We start from the raw sequence: 14,015 nt of genomic DNA, 5'->3' as shown, positions 1-14,015 counted from the left end.
GGTGTGCGGGCGGTCAGACCAGCGGCAGGTGCTTGACCACCCGGGCGGCGACCCGGCCGACCCGTCGCCAGTCCGAGGGGAGCGCCCGGGCCGGCGTCGCGACCACCGGCGCCCCCTCGGGCAGCGTGCCGTGGTGCACGGCGGCGGCACCGGCCGCGTCCAGGCCGATGCCCACGCTCAGCCGGGACTCGGCGGCGGCCGCGTGGGCCAGGGCGGTGGCGTCGTCCGGGCCGGGGACCTCGGTGACGTCCGTGGGCACGCCCTCCTCCTCGACGCCGGCGCAGACCTGCCGCAGCACCGCCGCCGGGGTCCCGGGGTGCCGGTACACCAGCACGGCCGGCCGCGGCCCCGGCGCCGTCAGCTGCTCCGGCACCGGGCCTCCTCCGCCACCAGGGCGGCGTGGGCGCGGACCAGACCCGATGCGACCGCGTTGCGGGGTCCCTCGGTGCCGAGCACGTTGCCCGTGCCGCAGACGATCCCGTGCGGGGCGAGGGCGTCGGCGATCATGTCCGGGATCTCGAAGTCCAGCGCCGAGCCGCCGAGCAGGACGACGAACTCGAGCGCCCGCAGGTTGCCCCCCGGCGCCACCTGGCGCAGTGCGCGCAGGGCGTTGACCACGAAGACCCGCCGTTTCGCCTCGCGGCGCACGCGCCGGACGTGGTCCAGGCCGTGCCGGGTGGGGACCGGTGCGGGACCGTCCGGGGTCAGCACCACGACCCGGGCGAAGACGTGCGGCGGCAGCGGCTCGTTGACGAACTCCACCGTGCCGTCCTCGTGGCGCAGGTGGAAGAAGCTCTCCACCTTGCCCAGCGGATACCACTTGACGCCCTCGGCCACCTCCCGGTCGCCCAGCGCCAGCTCGGAGTCGATCAGCTTGGTGACCAGCTCCCCGGCCCCGGCCACGTGGACGGCCGTGCACTCGCCCTCGCGGGTGAGCAGGGCGGCGTCCGTCGAGCCGCCGCCCAGGTCGAGGACGGCGATCGGCCGGTCGACACCCGGCGTGGTGAGCGCGCCGCCCACCGCCATCTCGCCCTCGACCCCGCCGATCTCCGCCGCGGCGCCCAGCCCCTCGGACACCAGGTCGGCGACCAGCTGCATCCGGCTGCGGCTGGTCCGCACCATCGCCGCGAGCGCGACCGCGTTCTCCAGGGCCACCTCCCCGGCCAGGCCGCCGCGCACCTCGGCCGGGACGAACGTGTCGACCGCGAGCACGTCCCGGATGGCGATCTCGGACGGCGGCACGTCCGGCTGGCCGGCGACGTCCATGACGTCGGCCATCGTGTCGCGGACCTGGGCGAGCATGCCGCCGACGTGGGTCCCGGGCTCCCCGCGCGCGTCGTCGAGGGGCTGCGCCCGGCCGACGACCTCCATGATCGCCTCCGCGCCGGCGTCGACGTCCACCCGCAGCGTCTTGCCCGCGCCGTGCAGCACGAGCTCGCCGACCGGGATGCGCCGATCGGTGACGTCCCCCGTCGGCGTGCGCACGACCACCGCCGAGCGGTTGCCGGTCAGCGCCCGGGCCACCGGGGACACCTGCCGGGTCTGGACGGGGTCCAGATCGAAGACGGTGGCCAGGCCGTAGGAGTTGGACAGCGTCCGGATGGTCCGCCCCGGTGCGGCCACCTCGACGGCAGCCAGCATGCCCAGCGGGACCTTCTCCACGGCGGAGACCTCGTCCACCACCGGGATGGGCCGGGTGAGCCGGTTGGTGACCAGGACGGCGTCGTCCCCGGCCAGGATCGCCGCGACGACGTCCACACCGGCGGCGACGGCGGCGTTCAGCGTCGCCGCGACGTCGTCGAAGTCCCACCCGTGCGGCACGACGCACACCACCGGCTCACCGGGCTGCTGCTCTCCCAGCTCGCCGATCGACCGCGTGGTGCCGACGCCGAGACCCTCACCACCCGGGGTGGTGGGGTTGTGCCCGATCATCGTCGACTCGGTGATGATCGTCTCGGTGATCGTCTCCATGGCCAGGCCGCTGATCACCGGCGTCGCCTCGTTCAGCAGCACGGTCTCGACCTGGCCGGCGCTCCGGCCGGCCCTGGCCAGGGCGCCGCGGATCGCCTTGAGGGCGCCCTCGGTGTTGTCCGGGGTGCCCTTCACACCGGTGGTCCGGGTCAGGTCGGTGCCCAGGTAGGTGATCGAGCCGTCGGGCGCGACGACGGCCAGGCACGCCTCGGTCGTCGAGTTGCCGATGTCGACGCCGACGACGAGCAGCCCCTCCGGCGGGCCGCCCTCGTGTGCGCCCACCTCAGCCGGCGGTGCCCGGACCGAAGACGGCCTCGACCTCCACCGGACCCCGGCCCGCCTCGATGCAGTCGAACTCCTTCAGGTGCAGCAGTGCCGCCTTCGCCTGCCAGCGGGGGCGGGCCATCTGGTCGTTGCGGGTCGGCACCGGCTGCGGGGACTCCCCCTTGGCGTACTGCGCCGCGTTCGAGCCGATCATCCGGAACACCGGGGCGTCGAGCAGCGGGGACTGCGGGAAGAGCTCCAGGTTGCTCAGCCGCGGCAGGTCCTTCTGGTGGATCATCGTCGTGCCGCGGGAGAGCACGCCCACCGAGATCCCCGACCCGGACAGCCTCGCCGCGGTGTGCGAGATGGCCGCCAGGTCCGCGGTGTCGAGCACCCGCACCAGCCGAGCCGTCACGCCCTGTTCCTCGATGCCGGCCATCAGCTGGCGGAGCACCTCGGCGTGCGGGACGTCGACGATCGTCTTGGTGAAGTGCCCGGCGAAGGCCGGGGACAGCGCGATGACGACCTCGTCGGGGCGGGTGCCGCGTCGCGCGGGACCCACCTCCCGGAGGCTGACCGTGCGTTCCGGCGCGGTCGTCGTCGGAGTGGTCATCGTTCAGCCCACCTCGGTCTCGGGGTTGGTCGACGACGTGACGTGGCGCAGCTTCTTGAGCTGCTCCCAGCGCTCGCCCTGGAGCCGGTACCCAGTGCCCGGACCGGCGTAGTCGTTGGGGTCGTTGATCGCCGACAGCGGTGTGAAGTCCGCTGTCAGGACGGCGGAGGTCTGCAGCAGGTCACCGGACACCCGCTGGCGCAGGACGGTGAGCAGGTTCTCCGCGACGTCGTGGAAGCCGGCCGACTCCAGGCCCTTGACCAGGTCCAGGCCGGTGATCTCCCGGTCCATCACGGACTGCGCGCCCTTGAGGTCGGCGAGCACGTCCCGGAGCGGGTAGTCGTTCGAGGAGTTGGCGTAGGTGGCCGCCTCGATCTCGTCGTCGGTGATCGGCGGGAGGTCGAGGTGGGCGAAGACCGCCTGCAGCGCGCGGGCCGCCTTGTTGCGGGCGGCGAGGATCTCGTCCTCGCGGACGTGCCGGAGCCCCCCGTCGACCTGGAAGTCCCGCTGGATGGTGTTCCAGTCGTCGAAGTCCTCGGTGTCGAAGTTCGACCCGGCGAACATGTTGTCGGCGTTCGGGACCGACGAGTACCCCGAGCACACGAAGTCGGTGCCCGGGAGCATCTGGGGCATCGCCCGCGCCGTCCGGCGCATGGCCGAGTGCGAGAACGACTGGTCGTTCCCCGACGCGCACTCCAGGTCGACCATGCTGGCCACCAGGTTCTCCGCGGCCACCGCCCGGAGGCCGCCGGGCACCGCCCCGGGCACGCCGATGCAGCTGATCGAGCCGTTCTGCAGCCCCTGCACCCCGGCGCCCTTGGCCATCAGGATGCAGCGGATCTCCAGGTACAGCATCGACTTGCCCTCGGCGTTGCCCATCTGCACCTCCGACCCGGTGCCCGAGGTGAAGCGCATCTTGATCCCGCGCGAGGCGTACGCCGCGGCCAGGAACGACTTGGACCACGGGGTGTCGTCCCCGTCGACGAACACCGACTCGGTGCCGTAGATCGAGATGGTCTCCGCGTAGGCGGTGATGCCGCGCATCCCGAGCTCGAGTTCGGTGGCCTCCTCCAGCGCGCACTGCGTGAGCACGCCGCCCCGGCCGACCTGGGCGCCCACCTGCAGCGCGATGGCCACCAGGGGGGCGTACCGCAGGACCCCCAGTGTCGTCTCCAGCTCGGCGAACCCGCGCAGGGCTCCCTCGGCGGCGTCCGCGGCGACCTGGATCGGGTTGTCCCGGGCGCTGGTGGAGTGCCCCTGGTTCGCCGGTGTGCGCCGGGCACGCATCTTCTGCATCCCCTGCATGATCTCCACGACGTTCATCAGCTTGACGACGTCGAGGACCTTGGCCGGCGTGAGGCCGCGGGTCACCGCGAGCACCTCGCCGCGGGAGACGCCCGGGTCGATGAGCATCCGCGCGATCTGGGCCGAGGGGATGGCCATGGACGCCTCGGCCGACGCGACGTCGATCGCGTGGTTGGCGATGAAGGTGTCCATGAAGTCGAAGTCGTTCCGCGACCTGCCGTCGAGCTCGACGATCCGGCCGTCCTCGACCCGCACGCTGGGCGCCGGGTCGAACTCGCTCTCCATGGCGACGAGGCCCTTCTCGGGCCACTCCTCGACGAACCCGTCGAGGTTGACCGGGCGGGCCTCGAGGAGCTCGGTCCTCAGCGACTGCTTGGCGGCGGCGCCGGTGGGCCGGGGCGCGGTGGTGGTCATCTGCGGGAGCCCTCTCTCACTGGTCGGAGTCGGCGACGGGGCGGGCGAGCAGGTCGCGGCGCCCGTAGACCTCGGCGGCCTCGCGGACCAGGGCCGCGCAGACCGGCGCCGAGTAGGTGCGCTCCAGCCGGTCGGCCATCTCCTCCAGCGCGGCGCCGGTCGAGGCTCGCGGGCGCAGCGCGTTGTACATCGCGAGCACCTCGGCATCGGGGATGGCCGTCATCTCGGCGGCCCGGCGGAAGTTCGCGGCCAGCTGGGGCCGGCCGCTGGCGTCGGCGAGCTGCGCCTGCAGCTGCAGGGTCTCCGGGGTGATCCGCAGGTCCGTGGCCGACAGCTCGCCGGAGACCACCGCGTCCATGGTCAGCGCCGTGATCGGCTTGCCGCTGGGCGTGCGCAGCAGGTCCGGGCGGTTGATCGACAGGGGGTAGTCCGCAGCGGTCAGCTCGGGAGGCGGCTGGGCGCTCATCGCAGGCTCACTCCTCGGGGGGTCAGCGCATCGGGACATCGCATCGTCGCGCCACTGTGGCACGCGCCACGTTGCACCGACGTTGCTCTCCTCCGGTCACTCCCGGGACCTGTCCACCCGGAGAGGCCGGGACCTGCCCGACCGGAGAGGTGTCCGGTCCGGCTCGGTGCGGTTTGCTCCCCGGACATGGGTGCCTCGCTGACGTACGACTCCGCCCGCCGCGTCCTGGACGCCGGGATCGCCCGTGCCGAGGAGATCGGCCAGCCGATGAACATCGCCGTCGTCGACGACGGCGGTCACCTGCTGGCGTTCGGACGGATGGACGGGGCGATCAAGGCGAGCATCGACATCTCCACCCGCAAGGCGGTCACCTCGATCCTCATGGCCCTGCCCACGGAGGCCCTCACCCCGCTGGTGCAGCCCGGCGCGGAGCTCTACGGGCTCGAGCAGACCGCCGGCGGCCTCGTGGCCTTCGGCGGGGGCGTGCCGCTGTACCGCGACGGCGAGATCGTGGGTGCCGTCGGCGTCAGCGCGGGGTCGGTGGAGCAGGACGTCACCGTGGCCAAGGCGGCCGCCGCCGCGCTGGAGGGCTGAGTCCGGCTCCTCGGCGTGCCTTGCTGGCCGGACGGGCATGGGTGATGATCCCCGGCAGGCCGGCGCCGCCCGCCCGGCGAGGACGCTCAGGGGTGTCATGACCCGCTCTGCCCGGCACCGGCTCGCCTGCACCGGCCCCGACGTCGTCGGTACCGATGCCGCCGCCCGCGCCAGGCAGCTCGCCGAGACCTTCGACGCCGTGCTCGGCAGCGGTCCGGTCCGCCGGGCGCCGCGCCCGGTCGTGTCCGCCTCCTGGGAGCGCAGCCTCGCGGCCAGGGTCGACCCCGACCGCCGGACGCCGCCGGTGGTGCACGCCCCCGACGAGCTGCGCGACATCAGGGCGGCCCACCCGCTCGGCGCCGTCATGCCGCTGGTGCGGGACAGCCTCGTCGGCATCGCCGAGGACGCCGTGCACCTGGTGCTCGTCACCGACGCCGCGGGCCACGTCCTGTGGCGGGAGGGCGCCGTCGAGCTGCTCGGCCCGGCCGACCGGGTCGGCCTGTTCCCGGGCACCAACTGGAGCGAGGCCGCCATCGGGACCAACGCGATGGGCACCACGCTGGCGGTGGACGCGCCGGTGCAGATCCACTCGGCCGAGCACCTGGTCCGCACGTACCACTCGTGGACCTGCGTGGCCGCGCCCGTGCACGACCCCGACACCGGGGCGGTCCTGGGCGCGGTCGACGTCAGCGGACCGCTGCGGAGCATGCACCCGTCGCTGGCCCAGCTGGTGGCGACCACCGCGCAGCTGGCGGAGGCCGAGCTGCGGGTGCGACTGGCCGAGGCCGACCAGCGCTTCCTGCTGCGGAACACGCCGCACCTGGCCCACCTACGGGGCACGGCCGGCGCGCTGGTCACCCCCACCGGCCGGGTGCTCGCCACCGAGCCCTCCGGGGGGTGGCCCGAGCGGATCGACCTCGACGGGGTCACCGATCGGGTCCTGCTGCCGGACGGCCGGGAGGTGCTGGTCGAACCCCTCGCCGAGGGCTACCTGCTCCGGGTGCCGCAGCGCCCGTCCCGAGCGGCGAGCCCGTCGCGCCCGTCGGCGCTGTCCCTGAGGGTCACGGGCAACGGCGCACCCGGCGCGGTGCTCGACGGCCGCGCCGTCCCCCTGCCGCTGCGGGCGGCGGAGATCCTCACCGCGCTCGCGCTGCACCCGGAGGGCCTGACCGGGGAGCAGCTCGCCTACCTGCTCTACGGGGACGACGGCAACCAGACGACCGTGCGCGTCCAGGTGCGCAGGCTGCGCACGCTCATCGGCGCCGACGTGCTGCGCACGCGGCCCTACCGGCTGGTGGGCGCGGTGGACAGCGACTTCGGGTCGGCCCGCCGTGCGCTGCGGGCCGGGCAGGTGGCCACCGCGCTGCGGGCGTGCGCCGGTCCCCTGCTGCCGCGGTCGGACGCCACGGAGATCCGGCAGCTGCGCGAGGAGCTGACCGCCGGGCTGCGTTCCGCGGTGCTGGCCACCCGTGACGTGGGGCTGCTGCACGCCTTCGTGCTGCACCCCCTGGGCGCGGACGACCTCGACGCCCACGACCGTCTGCTCGCCCTCCTGCCGGCCGGTGACCCGCGGGCGGCCGGCGTGGCCCTGCGAGCGGCCCGGCTCCGCGCCGAGTGACGGGGACGTCGCGGTCCGGACCGGACCGGGCCGGGTGCGGTCCCGGGCCACCGTCGAGCCGCTGCCCACGATCGCGAGGCCCGGCCAAGTGCCGTCCCCGGCTGCCGTGGACCCCGCTGGGCCACTCCTGCGCCGTTGTGCCCGGACTCGCGCTGGTGCAACGGCGCGGGGGCGAGGGCAACGGCGCGAGGGTCGGGCAGACCCGGACCGCGATGAACACGGCGCGCTGAGCGGCCGCCGAGGCCCGCGCCCTCCACTCCCGGTGATCAGCCGGGATCACGGTTCGGGGTCCTGGCTCACGCCCAGTGGTGATCCAGGACCGGCAACGACCAGCTCAGCTGATCACCGAGGAGGTCACAGCGAGGAGAGGAAGGCCGCGACGCCGTCGTCCTCGTTGGTGCCGGTCACGTCGGTGGCCGCGGCGAGCAGGTCCGGGTGGGCGTGCGCCATGGCCACCGCCCGGCCGCCGCCCTCGCGCACCCAGTCGAACGCGGCGATGTCGTTGGGCATGTCGCCGAAGACGACGACGTCCTCGGGGCCGACGCCGTGCTCCGCGGCGACCTTGGCGATGCCGGTGGCCTTGGTGACGCCGCGCGCGGAGATCTCGGCCAGGGCGTCGGTGGAGGAGTTGGTGACCGTCGCGGTGTCGCCCACGACCCGCTCCACCAGCGCCACGAACTCGTCGCGGGGCAGCGTCTCGTGGCGAGCCAGCAGCTTGGCCACGGGGGCGGCGACCATCTCCTCCAGCGTCGCCACCGCCACGCCGGGCGCGTCGACGTCCCACCGCGGCTGGTAGACCGGCTCGTGGCGGAACTCCAGGCCGTACTCGACGGCGAACCAGGTGTCGGGCTGCTGCCGGCGCAGCTCGGCGGTGACCTCCTGCAGCACTTCCGGCTCCAGGGCGTCCTCCTCGAGCACCTCGAAGCCGGCCAGGTCCAGCAGGACGGCGCCGTTGCAGCAGACCGCCGTGCCGTACCGCAGCACCTCGCGGATGCGGACCATCCAGCGCGGTGGCCGGCCGGTCGCCAGCACGACCGGCACACCCTCGGCACGCCAGCGCTCCAGCTCGGCGACCGTCGCGTCGCTGACGGTGTCGTTCCCGCGCAGCAGGGTGCCGTCCATGTCGGTCGCGATGAGCCGCGGCTTCCAGTCAGACACCCGGCCGCCTCCCGTCGAGCAGGGCCTCCAGGTACCGGGCGACGCCGTCGACGTCGTGCCCGCTGGTGACCAGTGGTGTGGCCGCCCGGACGGCGGGGTGCGCGTTGGCCACCGCGACCGCCCGGCCGCCGGCGTCGCGCACCGCCTCGATCATGGGCAGGTCGTTGGGCATGTCGCCGAACACCAGCACGTCGCCGAAGCCGACGCCGTAGCGCTCGAGCGCGATGGCCAGGCCGGTCGCCTTGGTGATGCCGGGCGGCAGCACCTCGATGAAGCCCAGCCCGGCGTGGGTGACCTCGGCCTGGGCCGGGTCGACCACCCGGCGGGCCCGGGCGAGCAGCTCGTCCTGGCCGAGGGTCTGGGAGCGGAGGAAGACCTTGAGCACCGCGCCGGTCGGCAGCACCTGGTGCCGGGGCAGCAGGTGCGCCGGCTCGGGGTAGGGCCAGTCGAAGCCGTGCTGCACCCTCAGCGGGGAGTGCACCTCGCCCTGCTCGGCGGCGTCCTCCACCGCGAGGACCAGCTCACCGGCGACCGACTCGATCCGCTCGATGACCGCGGTGGCCTGCTCGCGCGGCAGGCCGACCGTGCGCAGCACCTCATCGCGCTCCAGGTCGACGACGAAGCCGCCCTGGGCGAGGACGGCGATGCCCCGCCCGTCGAGCGCGGCGCGGACGCTGTCGAACAGCCGCGGACCGCGACCGGTCACCCCGACCACCGGGATGCCGGCGTCCCAGCACGCGGTCAGTGCCGCGCGGGTGCGCGGGCTGACCTCCCCGTCGGAGGTGAGCAGCGTGCCGTCGAGGTCGCTGGCGACCAGCTTGGGCCGCCAGGTGCCGAGGTCGGCCAGCTCGACGACGTCGTCCGCTCGGGCACCGGCCCTGCCGGTGCTGGGGAGCACGCCCGGCCGGTCAGCCGTCATGCGACGGCACCGGCGCCACGAGCGTCATGCCGGGGGTGAGCGCCTCGACGCCCCCCAGCCAGGGACGCAGCGCCTTCGGGACGTACACCGACCCGTCGGCGCGCTGGTGCACCTCGAGCAGGCAGGCGACGGTGCGGGCGATCGCGCACAGCGTGCCGTTGAGCGTGGCCGCGGTCTGGTTCCGCCCGTCGGCGTCCCGGTAGCGGGTGCCCAGCCGCCGGGCCTGGAAGGTGGTGCAGTCCGAGGTCGAGGTGAGCTCGCGGTAGGTGCCCTGCGACGGGAACCAGGCCTCGATGTCGTACTTGCGGGCGGCGCTGGTGCCCAGGTCGCCGGCGGCGATGTCGACGACGCGGTAGGGCAGCTCGAGGGCCTGCAGGAACTGCTCCTCCCAGGCCAGCAGCCGCAGGTGCTCCTCCGCGGCCTCCTCGGGCCGGCAGAAGCTGAACATCTCGACCTTGTCGAACCAGTGCACGCGGATGATGCCGCGGGTGTCCTTGCCGTAGGAGCCGGCCTCGCGGCGGAAGCAGGACGACCAGCCGGCGTAGCGCAGCGGCCCACCGGAGAGGTCGAGGACCTCGTTGCTGCGCATCCCGGCCAGCGCCACCTCGGAGGTGCCCACGAGGTAGAGGTCGTCGCGCTCGACCCGGTAGACCTCCTCGTCGTGCTCGCCGAGGAAGCCGGTGCCCTCCATGGCCGCGGGCTTCACCAGCGCCGGGGCGACGACGGGGGTGAAGCCCGCCGACACCGCCTGGCCGATCGCCAGCTGGGCCAGCGCGAACTCCAGCATCGCGCCCGGCCCGGTGAGGAAGTAGAAGCGGGCGCCGGAGACCTTGGCGCCGCGCTCCATGTCGATCGCGCCGAGCGCCTCGCCGATCTCCAGGTGGTCGCGCACCGGGAAGTCGTATGTGGGCACCTCGCCGACGGTGCGCAGGGTCACCGCGTCGTCCTCACCGCCGGGCGGGACGCCGTCGTGCACGACGTTAGGGATGCGCAGGTGCGCCTCGCGCAGCGTGGCGTCGGCCGCGCGCAGCGCCTCCTCGGCCTCCTTGACCTCCGCGGCGAGGGCGCGGGCCCGCTCGAGGACCGCGGGCCGCTCCTCCGGGGACGCCTTCCTCACCGCCTGCGAGGCCGCCTTCTGCTCGGCGCGCAGGTCGTCGGCGCGCTTGACGGCGTCGCGGCGGGCGGCGTCGGCGGCGAGCAGCTCGTCGACCCGGGACTCGTCGGCTCCGCGGGCTCGCTGGCTGGCCTTGACGAGGTCGGGGTGCTCACGCACCAGGCGCAGGTCGATCACCGCTCGATCGTAGGTGCCGGGCGCGACCGGCCCCGGCGGTGCGGTCGGCGCTGCCCACATCGGGGTGTCGAGCGGTCGCTCCGTGCTGGCCACCCTGGGGGTGGCGCATCCGATGCCACGCCGGGCGGGGAAGAGACCCACGAGAGGACGGGAGCCGGCCATGACCTTCCGCAGCCGTCGCGGGACCCGGGGACGCTGGGTGCTGCTCGGAACCGCCGTCGTCCAGGCGGTCTCACCGCCGCTCGCGGGCTTCGACCAGGGATCGGGCAGCGACCCGGTCGTCGTCCCACCCGGGCCCTTCTTCGCCATCTGGGGACCCATCGTCCTCGGCTGCCTGGCCGCGGCCCTGTGGGGGCTGCCGCTGCGCCGGGCGACCGCCGAGCCGTGGCGCCGCATCCAGCTGCCCCTGTCCCTGGCCCAGGTCGGCTTCGCGGCCTGGCTGGTCGCCGCGGCCCGGCTCCCGGTGCTGACGCTGCCGGTCTTCGCCGGGATGCTCGTCGCTCTGGTCGTCTGCCTGCGGGCCGTGGTGGTCACGCCGGCCGACCGGGTCACCCGCGGCCTGCTCGGCGGGAGCGTGGGGCTCTACGCCGGGTGGACCAGCGCCGCGGTCTGGATCAACGCCGCGACGCTGCTCCCGGAGGGCGCCGCGTCAGCCACCGCCCCGCTCGCCGCCCTGCTCGCCGGGGCCGCCCTCACCGCGGCGGCGCTCACCCGTGCGGTCCACGGTCAGCCGGCCTGCGTGCTGGCGGCGAGCTGGGCCCTGCTCGGCGCCCTCGTCTCGACGGCCAGCGCGGGAGCCGTGCCCCTGGTGGTCGTGGCCGCTTCCGGGTTGGCCGTCGTCGCCGCGACGGCGCTCGTCCCGCTCGTCCGCCGCCCGGCCTGACCGCGGGGGTCACCGCCCGCCGTCGGCCAGCAGCTCGGTGACCGCGGCCCGCACCCGGGCGCGCTCCAGCTCCAGGGCGGCCGGCGTGTCGCCCACGGCGAGGGCGCCGGGGTCCACGGCCTCTAGGCTGTGGCACACCTGCGCCAGCGCGGTCGAGGAGTTCTCCTACGCCCGCTGCACCCGCGGCCGGGAGGTCGGCGTGCGGCTGCTCGCCGGGCTGCTCGAGAACGTCGGCTACCGGCAGCGGCACGCCTGGTTCCCGCTGCGCGGGCTGGTCGCCGCCCTGATGCGCCGCACCCCGGTGTGGACGGCGATGCCGCGCACCGGCTCCACCGAGGCCGAGCCGGTGCCGGCGCCCTGACGCTCAGACCACGCGCACGGTGCAGCGGAGTCCGGGCGCGCCCGCGAGCCGGACGTCCGTGGTGAGCAGAGCTGTGGCACCGACCGCCTCGGCCAGCGCGACGTAGGTCGCGTCGTAGGCGGTCAGGTTCTCCCGCAGCTCCCACATGCGGCCCCGCAGCCAGTCGGCCGGGAACCGCTCGAGGTCCAGCTCGAGGAAGCGCGCCATGGCGGCGTCCCCCTGCTCGACGGTGAGGTCGCCGCGCAGGACGAGTCGGCGCAGGACGCCGGTCACCTCGCTGTCGAGCAGGTGGGGGACGCCGGCCTCCTCCCCTGCCAGCGCTGTCTCGTCGAGTCGGCCCACCAGCAGGTCGACCACCACGCCGGCGTCGAGGACCCTCACTCCCCGCGCACGTCGCGGAGGGCCTCCAGGATCGTCTCGCGGGACACGTCGGCGTCGATCTCGGCCTTGGCCCGACGGATCACCTCGGCGTTGTGCGCGACGCCGCGCTGGCGACGCACGGCGTCCTCCAGTGCCGCCAGGGCATACCTGGTCAACGACTGCCCCCGGGCTGCGGCTGCGGCGCGCAGCTCCTCGTGCACGTCGTCCGGGACGTCACGGATCTGGATCACGCGGGACACGGCCCGAGCGTACGGCGGCGTGGGTGCAGTCTGCACCCACTCGCGGAGCCGTCGCGTGGCCTGCGGCCCCGCGCCGTGCGGGACAATGGCCGTCATGCGGTTCCTGAACGACCAACGCCCGGCCACCGACCTCACCTACGCCGACGTCTTCATGGTGCCCAACCACAGCACCGTGGGCTCCCGGCTCGAGGTCGACCTGACCACCCCGGACGGCGTGGGGACGACGATCCCGGTCGTCGTCGCCAACATGACGGCCATCTCCGGACGGCGGATGGCCGAGACCGTGGCGCGCCGCGGCGGGCTGGCCGTGCTGCCGCAGGACATCCCGGTCGACGTCGTCTCCGAGGTGGTGTCCTGGGTCAAGACCCGCCACCCGGTCTACGACACCCCGATCACGCTCTCCCCCACCTCGACCGTCGCCGACGCGCTGTCGCTGCTGACCAAGCGGGCGCACGGCATCGTCGTGGTGGTCGAGGACGGCGTCCCCGTCGGCGTGGTCACCGACGGCCAGTGCCAGGGCGTGGACCGGTTCACCCAGCTGTCCCAGGTCATGACCGGGGACCCGCTCACCGTCCCCGCCGGCACCGACCTGCCCAAGATCTTCGACGTCCTGTCCGGCGAGCGGATCAGCGCCGCGCCCGTGGTCGAGGGCGACCGGCTGGTCGGCGTCATCACCCGCAAGGGTGCGCTGCGCTCGGCGCTCTACCAGCCCGCGGTGAACGCCGACGGGCACCTGCTCACCTCCGCCGCCGTCGGCATCAACGGCGACGTGGCCGGCAAGGCCGGGGCGCTGCTGGCCGCCGGCGTCGACGTGCTCGTCGTGGACACCGCGCACGGGCACCAGGAGAAGGCGGTCGAGGCGGTGCGCGCCGCCCGTTCGGTGGCCGGCCCGGTGCCGGTCGTGGCGGGCAACGTGGTCACCGCCGAGGGCACCCGCGACCTCATCGAGGCCGGGGCGGACGTCGTCAAGGTCGGCGTGGGCCCGGGCGCGATGTGCACCACGCGGATGATGACCGGCGTCGGCCGGCCGCAGTTCTCCGCCGTCGAGGAGTGCGCCGCGGCGGCCCGGTCGCTCGGCAAGCACATCTGGGCCGACGGCGGCGTGCGGCACCCGCGCGACATCGCCCTGGCCCTGGCCGCGGGTGCGGCGAACGTGATGGTCGGCTCGTGGTTCGCCGGCACCTACGAGAGCGCCGGCGACATCCACGACGACGGCTCGGGCCGGCTGTACAAGGAGTCCTTCGGCATGGCCTCGGCCCGCGCGGTCAAGGCGCGCACGGCGACCCAGAGCGGCTTCGACCGGGCGCGCGCCGGGCTGTTCGAGGAGGGCATCTCCTCCTCGCGGATGTACCTGGACCCGGCGCGGCCGGGCGTCGAGGACCTGGTCGACGGGATCGTCGCCGGGGTGCGCTCGTCGTTCACCTACGCCGGCGCCCGCAGCGTCGACGAGTTCCACGAGAAGGCGGTCGTGGGGGTGCAGAGCGCGGCCGGCTACGAGGAGGGCCGGCCGCTGCCGACGTCCTGGTGACCGGGCGGGC

Annotated in this window: 15 protein-coding genes; 5 read left to right on the top strand and 10 right to left on the bottom strand. The window is 74.6% G+C overall.

Annotated elements, in window-relative coordinates; all coding sequences use genetic code 11:
• Positions 1-13: 13 nt before the first annotated feature.
• From BLS21_RS20950 to BLS21_RS20930, 5 genes are read right to left on the bottom strand one after another with little or no spacing between them, the layout of a single operon-like run.
• Entirely contained in the window at positions 14-373 is a 360-nt protein-coding gene (locus BLS21_RS20950; RefSeq protein WP_091223104.1) for a glycerol dehydratase reactivase beta/small subunit family protein, read from the bottom strand.
• Complete coding sequence (locus BLS21_RS20945) at positions 358-2,253, bottom strand: diol dehydratase reactivase subunit alpha (RefSeq protein ID WP_091223102.1); 1,896 nt, start codon at positions 2,251-2,253, stop codon at positions 358-360. The genes BLS21_RS20950 and BLS21_RS20945 overlap by 16 nt, the downstream gene beginning before the upstream one ends.
• Position 2,254: 1 nt before the next feature.
• Positions 2,255-2,848, bottom strand: coding sequence for a propanediol/glycerol family dehydratase medium subunit (locus tag BLS21_RS20940; RefSeq protein WP_091223099.1), 594 nt, complete (start codon positions 2,846-2,848; stop codon positions 2,255-2,257).
• 3 nt (positions 2,849-2,851) lie between these two features.
• Positions 2,852-4,567: a propanediol/glycerol family dehydratase large subunit gene (locus tag BLS21_RS20935; RefSeq protein WP_091223097.1), complete on the bottom strand. Its 1,716-nt coding sequence runs from the start codon at positions 4,565-4,567 to the stop codon at positions 2,852-2,854.
• A gap of 16 nt (positions 4,568-4,583) precedes the next feature.
• The gene (locus BLS21_RS20930; RefSeq protein WP_091223095.1) at positions 4,584-5,033 is read right to left on the bottom strand and encodes a diol dehydratase small subunit; all 450 of its coding nucleotides are present in this window, start codon (positions 5,031-5,033) and stop codon (positions 4,584-4,586) included.
• Between the two features lie 186 nt (positions 5,034-5,219).
• Between BLS21_RS20930 and BLS21_RS20925 the strand changes: the two genes are divergently transcribed.
• Together BLS21_RS20925 and BLS21_RS20920 are read left to right on the top strand one after the other, a co-directional pair.
• On the top strand, positions 5,220-5,627 hold the full coding sequence (locus tag BLS21_RS20925) for a GlcG/HbpS family heme-binding protein (protein ID WP_091223093.1): 408 nt from the start codon (positions 5,220-5,222) through the stop codon (positions 5,625-5,627).
• 97 nt (positions 5,628-5,724) lie between these two features.
• The gene (locus tag BLS21_RS20920; protein WP_091223091.1) at positions 5,725-7,245 is read left to right on the top strand and encodes a GAF domain-containing protein; all 1,521 of its coding nucleotides are present in this window, start codon (positions 5,725-5,727) and stop codon (positions 7,243-7,245) included.
• Positions 7,246-7,599: 354 nt separating this feature from the next.
• Here the strand turns inward: BLS21_RS20920 and BLS21_RS20915 are convergent, their stop codons facing one another.
• From BLS21_RS20915 to serS, 3 genes are read right to left on the bottom strand one after another with little or no spacing between them, the layout of a single operon-like run.
• The gene (locus BLS21_RS20915) at positions 7,600-8,403 is read right to left on the bottom strand and encodes an HAD family hydrolase (protein ID WP_091223089.1); all 804 of its coding nucleotides are present in this window, start codon (positions 8,401-8,403) and stop codon (positions 7,600-7,602) included.
• The gene (locus BLS21_RS20910) at positions 8,396-9,322 is read right to left on the bottom strand and encodes an HAD family hydrolase (RefSeq protein WP_091223087.1); all 927 of its coding nucleotides are present in this window, start codon (positions 9,320-9,322) and stop codon (positions 8,396-8,398) included. The genes BLS21_RS20915 and BLS21_RS20910 overlap by 8 nt, the downstream gene beginning before the upstream one ends.
• On the bottom strand, positions 9,312-10,613 hold the full coding sequence (gene serS / locus BLS21_RS20905) for a serine--tRNA ligase (RefSeq protein WP_091223235.1): 1,302 nt from the start codon (positions 10,611-10,613) through the stop codon (positions 9,312-9,314). Before serS ends, BLS21_RS20910 begins: the two co-directional genes overlap by 11 nt.
• Positions 10,614-10,773: 160 nt before the next feature.
• Between serS and BLS21_RS20900 the strand changes: the two genes are divergently transcribed.
• Together BLS21_RS20900 and BLS21_RS25355 are read left to right on the top strand one after the other, a co-directional pair.
• Positions 10,774-11,496, top strand: a complete 723-nt coding sequence (locus BLS21_RS20900) for a hypothetical protein (RefSeq protein WP_091223085.1) — start codon at positions 10,774-10,776, stop codon at positions 11,494-11,496.
• A 199-nt stretch (positions 11,497-11,695) separates the two neighbouring features.
• The gene (locus BLS21_RS25355; RefSeq protein ID WP_175479686.1) at positions 11,696-11,857 is read left to right on the top strand and encodes a hypothetical protein; all 162 of its coding nucleotides are present in this window, start codon (positions 11,696-11,698) and stop codon (positions 11,855-11,857) included.
• Between the two features lie 3 nt (positions 11,858-11,860).
• On the opposite strand, the gene BLS21_RS20895 is transcribed toward BLS21_RS25355, so the two are convergent.
• Both BLS21_RS20895 and BLS21_RS20890 read right to left on the bottom strand, forming a co-directional pair.
• Positions 11,861-12,238 carry a type II toxin-antitoxin system VapC family toxin gene (locus tag BLS21_RS20895; RefSeq protein WP_091223083.1) on the bottom strand — a complete coding sequence of 126 codons (378 nt, stop codon included), beginning with the start codon at positions 12,236-12,238 and terminating at the stop codon, positions 11,861-11,863.
• Entirely contained in the window at positions 12,235-12,477 is a 243-nt protein-coding gene (locus BLS21_RS20890) for a FitA-like ribbon-helix-helix domain-containing protein (protein WP_091223233.1), read from the bottom strand. Before BLS21_RS20890 ends, BLS21_RS20895 begins: the two co-directional genes overlap by 4 nt.
• Positions 12,478-12,571: 94 nt before the next feature.
• Here BLS21_RS20890 and BLS21_RS20885 point away from each other — a divergent pair, with 94 nt between their 5' ends.
• Entirely contained in the window at positions 12,572-14,005 is a 1,434-nt protein-coding gene (locus tag BLS21_RS20885) for a GuaB1 family IMP dehydrogenase-related protein (RefSeq protein ID WP_091223081.1), read from the top strand.
• Positions 14,006-14,015: the final 10 nt, after the last annotated feature.

Origin of the sequence: Geodermatophilus siccatus (genome assembly GCF_900103785.1) — a bacterium.
Taxonomy (GTDB): domain Bacteria; phylum Actinomycetota; class Actinomycetes; order Mycobacteriales; family Geodermatophilaceae; genus Geodermatophilus; species Geodermatophilus siccatus.
This window is presented reverse-complemented; position numbering and strand designations above follow the sequence as displayed.

Coding starts and splice junctions, on each gene's coding strand:
- BLS21_RS20910 (WP_091223087.1), bottom strand. CDS start 9,322: ATGACGGCTGACCGGCCGGGCGTGCTCCCCAGCACCGGCAGGGCCGGT.
- BLS21_RS20925 (WP_091223093.1), top strand. CDS start 5,220: ATGGGTGCCTCGCTGACGTACGACTCCGCCCGCCGCGTCCTGGACGCC.
- BLS21_RS20900 (WP_091223085.1), top strand. CDS start 10,774: ATGACCTTCCGCAGCCGTCGCGGGACCCGGGGACGCTGGGTGCTGCTC.
- BLS21_RS20885 (WP_091223081.1), top strand. CDS start 12,572: ATGCGGTTCCTGAACGACCAACGCCCGGCCACCGACCTCACCTACGCC.
- BLS21_RS20940 (WP_091223099.1), bottom strand. CDS start 2,848: ATGACCACTCCGACGACGACCGCGCCGGAACGCACGGTCAGCCTCCGG.
- BLS21_RS20930 (WP_091223095.1), bottom strand. CDS start 5,033: ATGAGCGCCCAGCCGCCTCCCGAGCTGACCGCTGCGGACTACCCCCTG.
- BLS21_RS20935 (WP_091223097.1), bottom strand. CDS start 4,567: ATGACCACCACCGCGCCCCGGCCCACCGGCGCCGCCGCCAAGCAGTCG.
- BLS21_RS20920 (WP_091223091.1), top strand. CDS start 5,725: ATGACCCGCTCTGCCCGGCACCGGCTCGCCTGCACCGGCCCCGACGTC.